Source organism: Nonomuraea sp. NPDC050691, assembly GCF_040654455.1.
In the GTDB taxonomy this organism is placed as follows: domain Bacteria; phylum Actinomycetota; class Actinomycetes; order Streptosporangiales; family Streptosporangiaceae; genus Nonomuraea.
This window is the reverse complement of record NZ_JBFAIA010000216.1, coordinates 1-12,745: the sequence shown is the minus strand read 5'-3', so window position 1 is coordinate 12,745 and position 12,745 is coordinate 1. Positions and strand designations below refer to the sequence as shown.

The window sequence follows — 12,745 nt, the reverse complement described above, 5'->3', positions numbered from 1 at the left end:
TCCAGAATGGGTACGTGCAGGAGGTTCGGCTCAACCACGCGCCCCAGCGTATGCCGAGACCGAAGGCATCGGCTCGGCCGCCACGGCCGAGGTGGTGGAGCCCGAGGTCGCGGAGGCCGCGGACCCCGCGGAGGAGACGGCGGAACGTGCCGTCCGGGCGGCGCCGGAGACTTGCGCCGCCCGGACGGTACCCCGCATCGGGTGGGGCGCCGCGCCATCCACCGCCGCCGCTCCCGCCGGCCCCGCGGCCGACGCGGGTTCCGCCGCTGTGGAACCCGCCGTCAGCACGGCACCGGCCAAGGACGCGGAGGCGAGCACGCGCGCGAACGCGTGCCGTGAATACCGCGACATCTAACGCTTACCCCCGAAGCGGTCTCAATCATCACATCTCTAACAAGAGTTACGACCCGACCACATTCCCTCACTAGTCGTCAATCTGGATCCGACATGGGGCTCCAGGTGGTGATCATCCCCGTGGACCCGCCACACAGCCGGGGGGCGAGCGCCAAGCCGGACATGACCGCGGGGCCGCCCGCCACGGACGGCCCCGCACATCTCACTGTCGCCGCCCGCCGGGGCGGCCCCGCACGCGTGTCGCGTCAGCGCTCCAGGACCGTGACTCCGAGCGCCTGCGGCAGGTACCGCACCTCGCTGTACATCGAGCGCTTCTTCCCGCCGATCTTGGCCCACCCCATGTGGATGCCGTACGCGGAGGTGCCGTTGAACCAGGGGCCGCCGCTGTCACCGCCCTTGGTGTTCATCTTGTCCATGGCGACCATGTCGCAGACCCGGTCGACGCACACGTTGATCCGGTAGATCTTGGCGCTGCTCTTGTAGCCGCTCGTCCGGCCGTAGTTCGACAGACGCACGCCCTGCACGGCCCAGCGGGTCTCGTCCACGTACCGGGTCTTGCCCTTGTTGTAGTAGAAGGTTTTCGCCGCCGTGTAGCCACCGCGCGAGTACCACGCCATGTCGCCGTGGCCCCCCTCGTGGCGGCTCTTGCGGGTGACGATGGTGTAGTCGTTGGTGTCGTGGTTGTGGTAGCGCAGCTTCGAGTCGTCGCCGCAGTGGGCCGCCGTGGAGATGCCCGTCGTACTGCCCTTCTTGACGGTGAACCCCGTGGTGCAGACCGTCTGGGCGCCCGTCGTGTTCAACAGGCCGCCGCCGCGGATGTACGCCTGGGGCTGGACCTCGACCTGGTCGGCGACCTTGACCTCGACCTTGATGGCGGGGTTGGAGCCGGCGAGCCGGGCGAGCTGGAGCGCGGCGCGGAAGCGCTCCTTGGCCGCCGGGTCGGCGAGCGGCTCCTTCGGCTGCGCCTCGATGGTGACGACGCCGCGCTCGACGTCGTACTCACCGGCGCTCGTGGCGACGTCGGCCCGGGCGAGGATCTCGTAGTGCGTGGTCTTGAGCGTCTGCCGCAGCTCCTCCTCGGAGTACGGCCGGCCGCCGACGACCTTCACGGGGGCGTGCACGGTCCTGGCCAGGTCGGTCACCGTCGCGGGGACCTCCCCCTTGAAGGCGATGGACGCGCTCGAACCGTCCTCGGCGACGACCGCTCCGGCGTAGGTGTCGGGGAAGGAGTCCCGCGCCTGGTTGGCGACCTTGACGAAGTCGTCCTGCCAGCCGTAGCGGGCGACGGCCTGCTCCAGCGTGATGCCCTCCTCGGTGGCGGCCTGCTGGAGGTCCTCCATCTCGGCGGCGTCGGCGTCCGCCACGCTGGCCGCGTCCTCCGCGGTCTCCTCAGGGCCGCTCTCCTCGGGCTCCTCCGGGGTGTCGTCCTGCGCGACGGCCTCGAACTTCGGGGTGTCGCCCTGCGTGGCCGCCCCGGGCTCCGGGGTGTCGCCGTACGCGACGGCGGGGGCTGCGGACATCGCGACGGTGGCCGCGACGGCGACCCCGAGTAACTTCCTGAGCACGTGCCGGTCCTTTCCTCATGCCCCGCATGCGGGACGAACGCGGCAAGATCATCACAGGTGGTGGTTCACAAACGGTTCACCTCACAGCGTCAGCGATCATGACATATCGTCCTTGGTCGTGGCGTTCTTCATCGCGAGATCACCGTCGCCCCGTGAGGCCTGAATGGAGGTCCGGCTCCTGGGCGCGTTGCACGTCCTGACCGCCGACGGGCGTACCGTCGCGGTGACGCGGCGCAAGCACCGCCAGCTCCTCGCTCTGCTGTGCCTGACCCCGGGCCTGGGCGTCTCGGTCGACCGGCTGGTCCACGGGCTCTGGAACGGCAGGGAGCCCCGCTCCGCGCGGGGCAACGTCAAGACCTACGTGTGCGACCTGCGCGTGCTGCTCGCCCCGGAGGGCACGATCGAGGCCGTCCCCCACGGCTACCGCGTCGACGGCGCCGACGTGGACGCCGTGCGGTTCGCGTCCCTGGCCGGCGCGGGCCGGCGCGCCCTGGAGACGGGACGGCACGAGGAGGCGGCCCGCGACCTGGCGCGGGCGCTGGCGCTGTGGACCGGCCCCGCCCTCGACGGCCTCGACGACGGCTCCGACCCGCTCGGCCTGGCCGCCGCCCAGCTCACCGACCGGCGGCTGGCCGCCGTGCACGACCACGTGGACGCGCTGCTGGCGCTGCGGCGCCTGGACGAGGCCGTCACCCACCTGCGGGCGGCGCTCGCCGACGACCCGCTGCGCGAGCGGCTCTGGGCGCAGCTCATGCTGGCCCTGTACCGGGACGGCCGGCGGGCGGAGGCCCTGGACGCGTACCGGAACGCCTGGGAGGTCATCGCGGAGTCGCGGGGACTGGACCCCGGCAGGGAGCTGACGACCCTGCAGAGCAGGATCCTCGGCGACGACCCGTCGCTGGGCTGAGCCGGCTACAGGGCGGCCCGCTGGGGCAGCAGCGCCTCGGCGAGCCGCCGCCACTGCGGCATGGCCGTCCGTCCCGGCTCGACGCCGGGGCCGACCATGTCGGCGATCACGACGATTCGCGGAATCTCGATCCGTCGTCGGGGTCGCCGGCGGGCCGCGGGTCGAGGGATTCGATGGTGGCGCGCAGCCACGCCAGCTCGGCCCGGCTGGTGGCCCGGGCGATGCTCAGCAGCCCCTGACGGAAGGGGTCGCCGAACTCCTCCGCCCTCATCGGCCGGTCGCCGTCGTAGAAGAAGCTCGCCGGCTGTTCCAGGAACGCGAGCCGCCGGCGCAGCACGCCGGCCTGGGCGGCGGGGTCGTCCAGGTGACGCAGGAAGGCCAGCAGCGTGAACCAGCGGTTCTCGTCGCTGAGGTCGAGCGGGTCAGGATCACGCAACCGCCGCTCCAGCTCCCGCACCCCCGCCTCGGTCAGGTAGAGGACGCGGCGCGGCGCCGCGGCGGCCCCGGGCTCGTCCTTGCGCGTGATCCACCCGGCGCCGGCCATGCGCTTGATGGCCGGGTAGAGCGTGCCGTCCGCGACGGGGCGGACGTGGCCCGTCAGCGCGGCCACCTTCGTGCGCAGGTCGTAACCGTGCGACGGCCGGTCCCTGAGGAACCCGAGTATCGCCAGCTCCAGCATGTGTATTATCCTACATCGCCACCGACATATATCGGCTCCGATGTATCCCTGAGCAGGAGGTCACCCATGCGTGACGCGATCGTCCACCCGAGCGGCGCCCGGCTGCGCTGGGTCGAGCTGCCCGGCACGGACCCGGCCGTGGTGTACGTCCACGGCCTGGGAGCCGCCTCGGCCCCCTACTACGCGGCCGCGGCCGCCCATCCGCTGCTGACCGGCCGCCGCTCCCTGCTCGTGGACCTGCTCGGCTTCGGCATCAGCGACCGGCCGGACGACTTCTCCTACACCCTGGAGGCGCACGCCGACGCGCTGGCCGCGGCCCTGCGTGAGGCCGGGGTGGAGGGGGCATCCCTGGTCGCCCACAGCATGGGCGGCGCGGTGGCCATCGCCCTGGCCGCGCGCCATCCCTGCCTGGCCGGGCGCCTCATCCTCGTCGACGCCAACCTCGACCCGTACGATCCCTCGTTGGTCCTGCCGGGCGGCAGCGGCATCGCGAGCCACACGGAGGACGACTTCGTCCGCGACGGCTGGAAGGAGGTCCGCGAGCGGGTGGGCCCCCACTGGTGGTCGACCATGCGGCTGGCGGACCTCCGCGGGCTGCACCGCACGGCGACGGGCCTGGCGAAGGGCAAACCCGGCCATGCGGGAGCTGCTCGTGTCGATGACGATCCCGCGCGGCTACCTGTACCCGGAGGGCGGGCCCCCCGTGGCGGCCGATGACCTCGCCGCCGCCGGCGTCCGGCTCGTGGAGGTCCCGGACGCGGGCCACAACATCATGCTCGACAACCCGGAGGGCTTCGCCCGGGCCGTCGCCGCGCTGCTGCCCTGACCTCCCCGCGGGTGACGGCGCGCTCAGATGCCAGAGGCGAGGGAGGCGATGAGGATGTCCGCCCGGGCGAGGACCTCCGTGAGGGCCGTGCCGGGGTCGCCGGAACGGGCCACGACCATGGCGCCCTCGCACAGCGCGCCGAAGACGAGGTGCGCCCGCACCGTCACGTCGCCGGGCTCGATCCGGCCGGCGTCCGCCGCGGCGGCCAGCCCCTCGCGCAGCAGCCGCAGCGTGTGCCCGTACTCGATCCGCCGCACCTCGTCCCAGCCCAGTACGGCCGGCCCGTCCAGCAGCACGATCCGCCGGGTCTCCGGCTCGGCGCAGGCGAGCAGGAACGCGCGAGCGCCGCGCCGCACCGCCTCCAGCGGGTCCGCGTCCTGCCCCCCGGTCGTGGGGGCGGCGCCGGGGCGGATGGCGGCTTCGGCGATCAGGCTGGTCAGGCGCTCCTGCTGGCGGACGAAGACGGCGCGGAACAGGTCGGCCTTGCCGGAGAAGTGGTGATACACAGCGCCCTTGGTCAGGCCCCCCGCCCGCGCCACGTCGTCGATCGAGGTGGCGGCGTACCCGTCGCGCCCGAACAGCAGCCGCGCCGCCTCCACCAGCTCCCCGGTCGTGGCCCGCGTCCGCTCGGCCTGCGTGCGCCTCCCCACCCCGCCTCCTCCCCTTCCGGTCTCCCGCATGCAACCACAGGCACCGCGTGGAGAACACGTCGAGACGGGCCGAGCGACCGGCCGGCGTTCGCCCGTGGACATCCGGGCGAGGAAGGGGGAAGCGAAGAAGTCGTGAATCCGGCGGCGCGGGGTGTCGATCCGGCGGTGTCCCGTTCGTGTGGAGGATGAGAGGACGGCGAGAACGCCGCCCAGGACACCGAGGAGAGCACCGATGCGGCAGCAGTACCTGCTCAACCTGTACCAGCCCGACGGGGACCCGCCCCCGCCCGAGGTGCTGGGCCCCATCATGCGGGACCTGGCGGCCGTCGACCAGGAGATGCGGGAGGCGGGCGCGTGGGTGTTCAACGGGGCCCTGCACCCCGCGAGCAGCTCCACCGTGCTTCAGGTGCGCGACGGCGACACGCTCATGACCGACGGCCCGTTCACCGAGGGCAAGGAGCACGTCGGCGGGCTGGTCATCGTCCAGGCCGACGACCTGGACGGCGCGCTGGAGTGGGCGCGCAAGATCTCGGCCGCCAGCGGCCTGCCGATCGAGGTCCGGCCGTTCAGGGAACTGCCCTGACCCGCCGCATGCCGCCCGCGTCCGGCCCCTCCGCGCAGGAGGAGCCGGACCCGCGGCCCCCCTCCCCCGGTCAGGACCCTCACGAACCGCAGGACCCTCGGGACCTCGGCCCCGCGCCCGGCGGCCCGGATCACCGGGAGGCGGACGTCGAAGGGGTGGACGTCGAAGGGGTGTTCCGGCGGGAGTACGGCCGAGGGCACGCCCCCGAGCCCGGGCGGCTGGATCATCATGACCGCCCGCAACCGGGCGATCGACCGCCTGCGCCGCGAGTCGTCCCGGGCCGGCCGGCACGCCGCCGCGGCCCTGCTGCACGCCTGGGACGACCCCGGCTCCCCCGCCGAGGAGGGCCCCGTGCACGACGACCGGCTCCGGCTGATCTTCACCTGCTGCCATCCCGCCCTGGCCGTGAACGCCCAGGTCGCCCTCACGCTGCGGCTGCTGGGCGGCCTCGGCACCGCCGAGATCGCCCGCGCGTTCCTGGTGAGCGAGCAGGCCATGGCGCAGCGGCTGGTACGGGCCAAGGCCAAGATCCGGGACGCGCGCATCCCGTACCGCGTGCCGCGCGAGGCCGACCTGCCCGACCGGCTCCGCTCCGTGCTCGCCGTCATCTACCTGATCTTCACCGAGGGCCACACCGCGGCCTTCGGGGACCGGCTCGTCCGCGACGACCTGTGCGCGGAGGCGGTGCGGCTGGGCCGGCTGCTGGCCGGGCTGATGCCGGACGAGCCCGAGGCGCTCGGGCTGCTCGCGCTGATGCTGCTGGTGGACGCGCGCCGGGCCGCGCGGACCACGCCCGGCGGCGACCTCGTGCCGCTGCCGGAGCAGGACCGCTCGCTCTGGGACCGGGAGCTGATCGCCGAGGGGCACGCGCTGGTCCGCCGCTGCCTGCGCCGCGGCCGGCCGGGGCCGTACCAGATCCAGGCGGCGATCAACGCGGCGCACGGCGACGCCCGCACGGCGGCGGACACCGACTGGGAGCAGATCGTGCAGCTGTACGACCAGCTCATGGTGGTCGCGCCGTCGCCGGTCGTGGCCCTGAACCGGGCCGTGGCGGTGGCCGAGGTCGAGGGCCCGCGGGCCGCCCTCGCCCTGGTCGACGGTCTGGACCTGGCCACCTCTTCCACGCGATCCGCGCGGACCTGCTCAGGCGCCTGGGCCGGGACGCGGAGGCGGCGGAGGCGTACGAGGCGGCCATCGCCCGCACCGCCAACGCCGCCGAGCAGGACTTCCTGCGCCGCGCCCGGCGGGACACCCAGCGGTAGCCGCCGCGCGTGTACCGGCCGGGTGGTCCACGGCTCGGGCTTCCCGTTCATCGATCTTCGGATGTCGCTCGGGCGGGTAATCTTCAGTGACCTCGCCGAGGACGACAGGGCCTCGGTGCTCGGTGGGCCATGAGCCGCCTGCTCGATGGCGATCCGGACTGGAGTGATCAAGATCATGGATCGGTTGCGGTCCCAGGCGCGTTCCCGGGTGGCGATCGGCGTGGTGGGCTCCCATGACCTGGTCGAGCAGATCATGACCACGGCCGCCGGCATGCCGGGCGCCGCCGGCTGGCGGCTGGTCGGCGCACCGCACACGGAGGAGCAGGAGACCTTCGAGAAGTTCAGCAAGATCGCTGACAACGTCGACGTCGCCCTGTTCACCGGCCCGCTGCAGTACGACCTGGCCCGCCAGGCGGGCGAGCTGCCCGTCCCTGCGACGTACGTGCCGATGAGCGGCGCCGGCCTGTACGCGAGCCTGCTGCGCGGCGTGCTCACCCTCGGCATCGACCCGGCGCGGGTCAGCATCGACTCGCTGCCGGCCTCGGACGTGGAGGAGGCCTACCGCGAGATCGGCCTCAGCACGAGCGGCGTCCACCTGTCCGAGTACGACCAGCCGGAGTCCGCGCGCGGGTTCGTGGCCTTCCACGAGCGGCTCCACGGCCAGGGCGCGACGACGGCCGCGCTCACCACGGTCAGGAGCGTGGCCGAGAAGCTGGCCGCGGCCCGCGTGCCCGTGCTGCGGATGCTGCCGACGCTCAGCACGCTGCGGCTCGCGCTCGACACCGCGGCCCTGCTCGGCACGGGCAGCAGGCTGGAGGAGTCGCGCATCGCCATCGTCGTGGTGGAGCTGGCCGCCTCGGCCCGCCCGTCCTACTCGGGGCCGGGCAACTACTGGCAGCAGGAGCTGAAGCTCTCCCTGCACCAGGCCCTGCTGGCGGACGCCCGGCTCATGGGCGCCACCGTCATGGCCCGCGACGAGAACAGCTACGTCGTCACGGCCACGGTGGGGGCGCTGGCGCAGGCCACCGACGACTTCCGCGCCGCCCCCTTCATGGACCGCATCCGCGCCGACCTGGGCGTGGCCGTGGAGGTCGGCATCGGCCTCGGCATCACCGCCCGCGACGCCGACGCCAACGCCCTGGTGGCCGTGGAGAAGGCGCGCGCCGCCGGGGCCGCCGCCGCGTACCTGGTCAGCGGGGACGGCACGGTCCTGTCGCTGCCGGCCCGCCAGCGGCAACGGGTCCAGGAACCCGTGGCGGCCACCAAGGCGGCCAAGCTCCTCGAACGCCTCATCGCGGGGCTGGGCGACGGGCGCGAGGCGATGGTCGTCGACGCCGAGGTGGTGGCCGACGTGCTGTCCATCGCCCCCCGGAGTGCCCGCCGGGTCCTGCAGAGCCTGGCGGAGGAAGGGCTGGCGTGGCCGTTGCCGCCCGTCAGGGGCACGGCGGCGGGCCGGCCCCGCCAGCCGTACCGCCTCGTGCGTTCCTAGGCCCGTACCGCCTCGTGCGGGCCCCCGCGGCCACGTGACGGCGCACGACGTCGGCCACCAGCGCGCCGTTGTCCACGCCTTCACCGGCGCGCTCAGATCGCTGCCGCTCGGCTGAACACGCTCCGGTGCACCTGGTGCACTGGTCAGACCAGTCGGTAGGGTTTCCCCATGACGGGATACGACGCGTTGTTCCGCCTGGACGGGCGGCGGGCTGTGGTGATCGGGGCCGGGAGCGGCATCGGGCGGGAGGCGGCGCTGGCCCTGGCCGCGCACGGCGCCGAGGTGGTGTGCGCGGACCGCGACCTGCCGGCCGCCGAGGAGACCGCCGCGCGGGCCGGCGGCCGGGCCCGGCTGCTCGACGTGCTCGACGCGGACGCGGTCCGGGAGGCCGGGGCCGGGGAACCCGCGGACGTACTGGTGTTCACCGCCGCCACCAACGTCCGCAAGCGGCTGCTGGACTACACCGGCGAGGAGTTCGGCCGGGTCGTGGACCTCAACCTGCGGGCCTCGTTCGACGTGGTGCGCGCCTTCGGGGCGGGGATGGTGGAGCGGCGGCGCGGTTCGATCATCGGCTTCGCGTCGATCCGGGCGTCGGTGACGGAGCCGGGACAGAGCGTGTACTCGGCCACGAAGGCGGGCCTGGTGCAGCTCCTGCGCACCGCCGCCGCCGAGTTCGGCCCGTACGGGGTGCGGGTCAACGCCATCGCGCCCGGGGTGGTGGAGACGCCGCTGACGCGGCAGATCAAGGACGACCCCGCCTGGTACGACGCGTACGCGGCCAAGAGCGCGCTCGGCCGGTGGGCCCGGGCCGAGGAGATGGCCGGGGCGGTGGTGTACCTGGCGAGCGACGCGGCGAGCTTCGTCACCGGGTCCGTGCTGTACGTGGACGGCGGCTGGACGGCCGTGGACGGCCGCTTCGACCCGCCCAACTGACCGAACCGGCCGGTCGTCCGGGGCGCGGTCGCGCGGGGCGGGTCGCGGCGGGGCCGTTCAGGCTGTTAACGTTCACACACCAGGCGGCGGAGAGGGGAAGGCACCATGGAGCAGCGAGTTCTTGGCCGGACCGGCCGCCACGTGGGCGTCGTCGGGCTGGGCGCCTGGCAGCTCGGCGCCGACTGGGGCGACGTCCCCGAGGACGACGCCCTGGCCACGCTGACCGCCGCGGCCGACGCCGGGGTGACGTTCGTCGACACCGCCGACGTCTACGGCGACGGGGTGAGCGAGCGCCTCGTCGGCCGCTTCCTGAAGACGCGGCCCGCCGGCGAGGTCACGGTGGCCACCAAGATGGGCCGCCGCGTCCCCCAGGAGCCGGCCGCCTACACGCTGGACAACTTCCGCGCCTGGACCGACCGCTCCCGCGCCAACCTCGGCGTGGACGTGCTCGACCTGGTGCAGCTCCACTGCCCGCCGACCCCGGTCTACTCCTCCGACGAGGTGTTCGACGCGCTCGACACGCTGGTCGCCGAGGAGCGGATCGCGGCGTACGGGGTGAGCGTGGAGACCCGGGAGGAGGCGCTGCGGGCCATCGCCCGGCCCGGCGTGGCGACCGTGCAGATCATCCTCAACATGCTGCGGCTCGGCCCGCTGGAGGCGGTGCTGCCGGCGGCCCGCGCGGCCGGGGTGGGCATCATCGCGCGGGTGCCGCTGGCCAGCGGCCTGCTGTCCGGCAAGTACGACGAGCACACGACGTTCGCCGCGGACGACCACCGGTCGTACAACCGCCGGGGTGAGGCGTTCGACGTCGGGGAGACCTTCTCCGGCGTGGACTTCGCGACCGGGCTGGAGGCGGTGCGGCGGCTCGCGCCGCTGGTGCCGGAGGGGGCGACGACGGCGCAGTTCGCGCTGCGCTGGATCGCCGACCAGCCGGGGGTGAGCGTGGTGATCCCGGGCGCCCGCAACCCGGCCCAGGCCCGCGCCAACGCGGCGGCGGCCGGGCTGGCCCCGCTGCCGCCGGAGACGCTGCGCGCCGTGCGGGACGTGTACGACGACCTCATCGCCCCGCAGGTGGCCGGCCGCTGGTGACCCGGGCCGCCGCCCGCGCACCGAGCGACGAGGAGTGAGATGGACACGGGTTTCGCGACGGGTGAGGATCGGTGGCGGGCCCGGCTCGGCACGCTCCGGCAGATCGTCCGGCAGGAGCTGGTGACCCGGCAGCTCACGGCCCACCTCCCGGAGGGGGCGCCGCTGCGCGTCCTGGACGCGGGATGCGGGCAGGGGACGCAGACGTTGCGCCTCGCCCGGCGCGGCCACGAGGTGACGGGGCTGGACTCCTCCCCCGCGCTCCTGGCCGACCTCGGCCACGCCCTGGCGGGCGAGCCGGATGAAGTGCGGGGCCGGGTGCGGCCGGTCCAGGGCGACGTGCGGGACCTCGGGGCGTTGTTCGAGCCGGGGGGCTTCGACGTGGTGCTGTGCCATGGCGTCCTGATGTACTTCGCCGACCCCGAACCGCTGCTGGACGACCTCGCCCGGCTCCCGGGGCCCGGGGGCGTTCTGTCGCTGCTGGTCCGCAACGGTGACGGGCTGGCGATGCGGCCGGGGCTGACGGGCGACTGGGCGGCGGCGTGGCGGGCGTTCGAGGAGCCGTCGTACGGCAACCGCATCGGCGTGACGGCGCGCGCGGACCGCCTCGACGTCCTGACCGCCTCGCTCGCCCGGCGGCGGCTCGACGTGGACGCCTGGTACGGGGTGCGGGTCTTCACCGACGCCGCCCCGGACGACGCCGAGGTCCCCGGGGAGGCGGAGCTGGCCGCTCTTCTCGCGTGTGAGGAACGGGCGGGCGCCACGGACCCGTACCGCCGCGTGGCCGCCCTGGCCCACGTGGTGGCGAGACGGACGTGACGGCGCGCGTTCACACTGGGGGGACGAGGGCGAAGTAGCGTTCCAGGATCTCCTGGTCACCGCGAACCTCCAGCCGATCCGCCGGGACCCGTCGCCACAGGTGGAGCATGAGATCCGACGCCGTCCCCGCCAGCTCCACGTCGGCCGGTCCCGCACCGATGGACTCCCTCGCCACGGGGTCGTCGCCCGTCGGGCTCGTGCTGAGGCGGAGGCCCTCGGCGTCGAAACAGACCGTCCACACGGCGGGGCCGTCGGTCTGCCGGAAGCGGTACCGCTCCCCGGTCCCCGGCGGCGCCTGCGTCCAGGCGCGCCGCGCCGGCGCCATGACCTGGAAGGTGTGGGTCACGGCGTCGGCGGCCAGCTCGGCGTCCACGGGCCCGGCCGCGCCGAGCGCGTTCTCGGCGTCCCATCGGTGCACGGCCGCCTCGATGGCCTGCATCCGCGTCCAGAACCCGACGGTCTGCTCCTCCGACCAGGTCCACACGGGCGTGCCGGGGTCGTTCGTCCTGAACTGCTCCTCCAGCAGCGCGGCCCCTTCGGCGAACCAGTCGTCCAGCCCGCGCGGGATCGGCCCGCGGTTGGGGGCGTTCTCGGGCCGCGGCCAGCCCGTGATGTCGGCGGGCAACCGGAGGAAGGACAGATCGCCGGCGTCGGGGAAGGCAGCCGGTCTGCCTTCGATGACGGTGATCAGCCCTCGGTGCACCCCGCCCGGGTGGACGACCAGGTCCGCCACGGACCAGCCGGGGCACGACGGCACGAGGGGCGCCTCCTTGAGGGCGGCCGCCCGGAGCGTGGCGTCCCGGAAGGCCGTGATCTCGCGATGGAAGTGGGCAACATGATCCATGACCCCACTGTCACACCGGTCGCCTCGTCCGGGAACCCGCCCTGCCGGTGATTCGCGGGCGTGTGAGGGGCCGCTCAGGGGACGCCCGCCCTCCTGACTGACCAAGCACGGCACACGCCGGCGAGGGCGTCCCCGTCCCTGACGGAGTGCTCTCCGGCGAGGGCGGCCCCGCCTCAGAGGGGGTCACGTTCGAACAGGCTCTCCAGGTCGTGGCGGGAGGCGATGCCCAGCTTCCGGAACGCGTTGTACAGGTGGTTTCCGACCGTCCGCGGGCTGAGGAAGAGCTGGGAGGCGATGTCGCGGTTGCTGACGCCGTGGGAGGCCAGCCGGGCGACCTGGCGTTCCTGGGCGGTGAGCAGACTGTGCGGCGGGCGGCTCGCCGGAGAGGCGGCGGGGTCGCCGGTGGCGCGCAGCTCCGCCCTGGCCTGCCGCGCCCAGGGCGCCGCGCCGAGCTGCTCGAACCGGTCGAGGGCGGCGCGCAGGAGCGTGCGGGCCGCGCGCCGCCGCCGGGTCCGGCGCAGCCACTGGCCGTAGACCAGCTCGGTGCGGGCCTGCTCGTACGGGTGCGGGTGGAGCCGGTGGCTGCGCAGGGCGGCCTCCAAGGGCTCCTCGCGGTCCTGACCGGGCGGCAGCAGGAGAGCCCGGCAGCGATGGGCGACTGCCAGGGGCGTCGGCCGGCCGGTCTCGGCCGCCCAGGCGTCGAACCGGTGGAACGCGGCGACGACCTCCTCCGTCCTGCCGCATCGGG

The 12,745-nt window shown here is 74.2% G+C and carries 15 protein-coding genes; 10 read left to right on the top strand and 5 right to left on the bottom strand.

Annotated elements, in window-relative coordinates; translation table 11 throughout:
* Positions 1-355, top strand: a 355-nt coding sequence (locus AB0H81_RS40015) for a hypothetical protein (RefSeq protein WP_358386201.1), incomplete at its 5' end; no start/stop codon positions are given.
* Positions 356-599: 244 nt separating this feature from the next.
* On the opposite strand, the gene AB0H81_RS40010 is transcribed toward AB0H81_RS40015, so the two are convergent.
* Positions 600-1,919 carry a S1 family peptidase gene (locus AB0H81_RS40010; RefSeq protein WP_358386197.1) on the bottom strand — a complete coding sequence of 440 codons (1,320 nt, stop codon included), beginning with the start codon at positions 1,917-1,919 and terminating at the stop codon, positions 600-602.
* Positions 1,920-2,082: 163 nt separating this feature from the next.
* On the opposite strand from AB0H81_RS40010, the gene AB0H81_RS40005 reads away from it, so the two are divergent.
* Positions 2,083-2,826, top strand: a complete 744-nt coding sequence (locus AB0H81_RS40005; protein WP_358386194.1) for a BTAD domain-containing putative transcriptional regulator — start codon at positions 2,083-2,085, stop codon at positions 2,824-2,826.
* Positions 2,827-2,932: 106 nt separating this feature from the next.
* On the opposite strand, the gene AB0H81_RS40000 is transcribed toward AB0H81_RS40005, so the two are convergent.
* Positions 2,933-3,505: a PadR family transcriptional regulator gene (locus AB0H81_RS40000; protein WP_358386191.1), complete on the bottom strand. Its 573-nt coding sequence runs from the start codon at positions 3,503-3,505 to the stop codon at positions 2,933-2,935.
* 66 nt (positions 3,506-3,571) lie between these two features.
* Between AB0H81_RS40000 and AB0H81_RS39995 the strand changes: the two genes are divergently transcribed.
* Both AB0H81_RS39995 and AB0H81_RS39990 read left to right on the top strand, forming a co-directional pair.
* Positions 3,572-4,222 carry an alpha/beta hydrolase gene (locus AB0H81_RS39995; protein ID WP_358386188.1) on the top strand — a complete coding sequence of 217 codons (651 nt, stop codon included), beginning with the start codon at positions 3,572-3,574 and terminating at the stop codon, positions 4,220-4,222.
* Positions 4,209-4,331 carry a hypothetical protein gene (locus tag AB0H81_RS39990; RefSeq protein ID WP_358386184.1) on the top strand — a complete coding sequence of 41 codons (123 nt, stop codon included), beginning with the start codon at positions 4,209-4,211 and terminating at the stop codon, positions 4,329-4,331. Before AB0H81_RS39995 ends, AB0H81_RS39990 begins: the two co-directional genes overlap by 14 nt.
* Positions 4,332-4,354: 23 nt before the next feature.
* Here the strand turns inward: AB0H81_RS39990 and AB0H81_RS39985 are convergent, their stop codons facing one another.
* Positions 4,355-4,981 carry a TetR family transcriptional regulator gene (locus AB0H81_RS39985; RefSeq protein ID WP_358386181.1) on the bottom strand — a complete coding sequence of 209 codons (627 nt, stop codon included), beginning with the start codon at positions 4,979-4,981 and terminating at the stop codon, positions 4,355-4,357.
* 232 nt (positions 4,982-5,213) lie between these two features.
* Here AB0H81_RS39985 and AB0H81_RS39980 point away from each other — a divergent pair, with 232 nt between their 5' ends.
* From AB0H81_RS39980 to AB0H81_RS39955, 6 genes are all read left to right on the top strand, one after another.
* Positions 5,214-5,564 (top strand): YciI family protein, encoded by a 351-nt coding sequence (locus AB0H81_RS39980; RefSeq protein WP_358386179.1) that lies wholly within the window; start codon positions 5,214-5,216, stop codon positions 5,562-5,564.
* A gap of 228 nt (positions 5,565-5,792) precedes the next feature.
* Positions 5,793-6,959, top strand: a complete 1,167-nt coding sequence (locus AB0H81_RS39975; RefSeq protein WP_358386176.1) for a DUF6596 domain-containing protein — start codon at positions 5,793-5,795, stop codon at positions 6,957-6,959.
* A gap of 42 nt (positions 6,960-7,001) precedes the next feature.
* Entirely contained in the window at positions 7,002-8,315 is a 1,314-nt protein-coding gene (locus tag AB0H81_RS39970; RefSeq protein WP_358386173.1) for a transcriptional regulator, read from the top strand.
* Positions 8,316-8,483: 168 nt separating this feature from the next.
* The gene (locus AB0H81_RS39965; RefSeq protein WP_358386171.1) at positions 8,484-9,248 is read left to right on the top strand and encodes an SDR family NAD(P)-dependent oxidoreductase; all 765 of its coding nucleotides are present in this window, start codon (positions 8,484-8,486) and stop codon (positions 9,246-9,248) included.
* A gap of 105 nt (positions 9,249-9,353) precedes the next feature.
* A complete protein-coding gene (locus AB0H81_RS39960; protein ID WP_358386168.1) occupies positions 9,354-10,337 on the top strand; it encodes an aldo/keto reductase in 984 nt (327 codons plus the stop codon).
* 39 nt (positions 10,338-10,376) lie between these two features.
* Complete coding sequence (locus AB0H81_RS39955) at positions 10,377-11,153, top strand: methyltransferase domain-containing protein (protein WP_358386165.1); 777 nt, start codon at positions 10,377-10,379, stop codon at positions 11,151-11,153.
* A gap of 10 nt (positions 11,154-11,163) precedes the next feature.
* On the opposite strand, the gene AB0H81_RS39950 is transcribed toward AB0H81_RS39955, so the two are convergent.
* Both AB0H81_RS39950 and AB0H81_RS39945 read right to left on the bottom strand, forming a co-directional pair.
* Positions 11,164-11,997, bottom strand: coding sequence for a maleylpyruvate isomerase family mycothiol-dependent enzyme (locus AB0H81_RS39950; RefSeq protein WP_358386162.1), 834 nt, complete (start codon positions 11,995-11,997; stop codon positions 11,164-11,166).
* A gap of 173 nt (positions 11,998-12,170) precedes the next feature.
* Positions 12,171-12,745: helix-turn-helix transcriptional regulator (locus AB0H81_RS39945; protein ID WP_358386159.1), on the bottom strand; the 575-nt coding region annotated here is incomplete at its 5' end.

Coding starts and splice junctions, on each gene's coding strand:
- AB0H81_RS39980 (WP_358386179.1), top strand. CDS start 5,214: ATGCGGCAGCAGTACCTGCTCAACCTGTACCAGCCCGACGGGGACCCG.
- AB0H81_RS39970 (WP_358386173.1), top strand. CDS start 7,002: ATGGATCGGTTGCGGTCCCAGGCGCGTTCCCGGGTGGCGATCGGCGTG.
- AB0H81_RS39955 (WP_358386165.1), top strand. CDS start 10,377: ATGGACACGGGTTTCGCGACGGGTGAGGATCGGTGGCGGGCCCGGCTC.
- AB0H81_RS39965 (WP_358386171.1), top strand. CDS start 8,484: ATGACGGGATACGACGCGTTGTTCCGCCTGGACGGGCGGCGGGCTGTG.
- AB0H81_RS39995 (WP_358386188.1), top strand. CDS start 3,572: ATGCGTGACGCGATCGTCCACCCGAGCGGCGCCCGGCTGCGCTGGGTC.
- AB0H81_RS39950 (WP_358386162.1), bottom strand. CDS start 11,997: ATGGATCATGTTGCCCACTTCCATCGCGAGATCACGGCCTTCCGGGAC.
- AB0H81_RS40005 (WP_358386194.1), top strand. CDS start 2,083: ATGGAGGTCCGGCTCCTGGGCGCGTTGCACGTCCTGACCGCCGACGGG.
- AB0H81_RS39975 (WP_358386176.1), top strand. CDS start 5,793: ATGACCGCCCGCAACCGGGCGATCGACCGCCTGCGCCGCGAGTCGTCC.
- AB0H81_RS39960 (WP_358386168.1), top strand. CDS start 9,354: ATGGAGCAGCGAGTTCTTGGCCGGACCGGCCGCCACGTGGGCGTCGTC.
- AB0H81_RS40000 (WP_358386191.1), bottom strand. CDS start 3,505: ATGCTGGAGCTGGCGATACTCGGGTTCCTCAGGGACCGGCCGTCGCAC.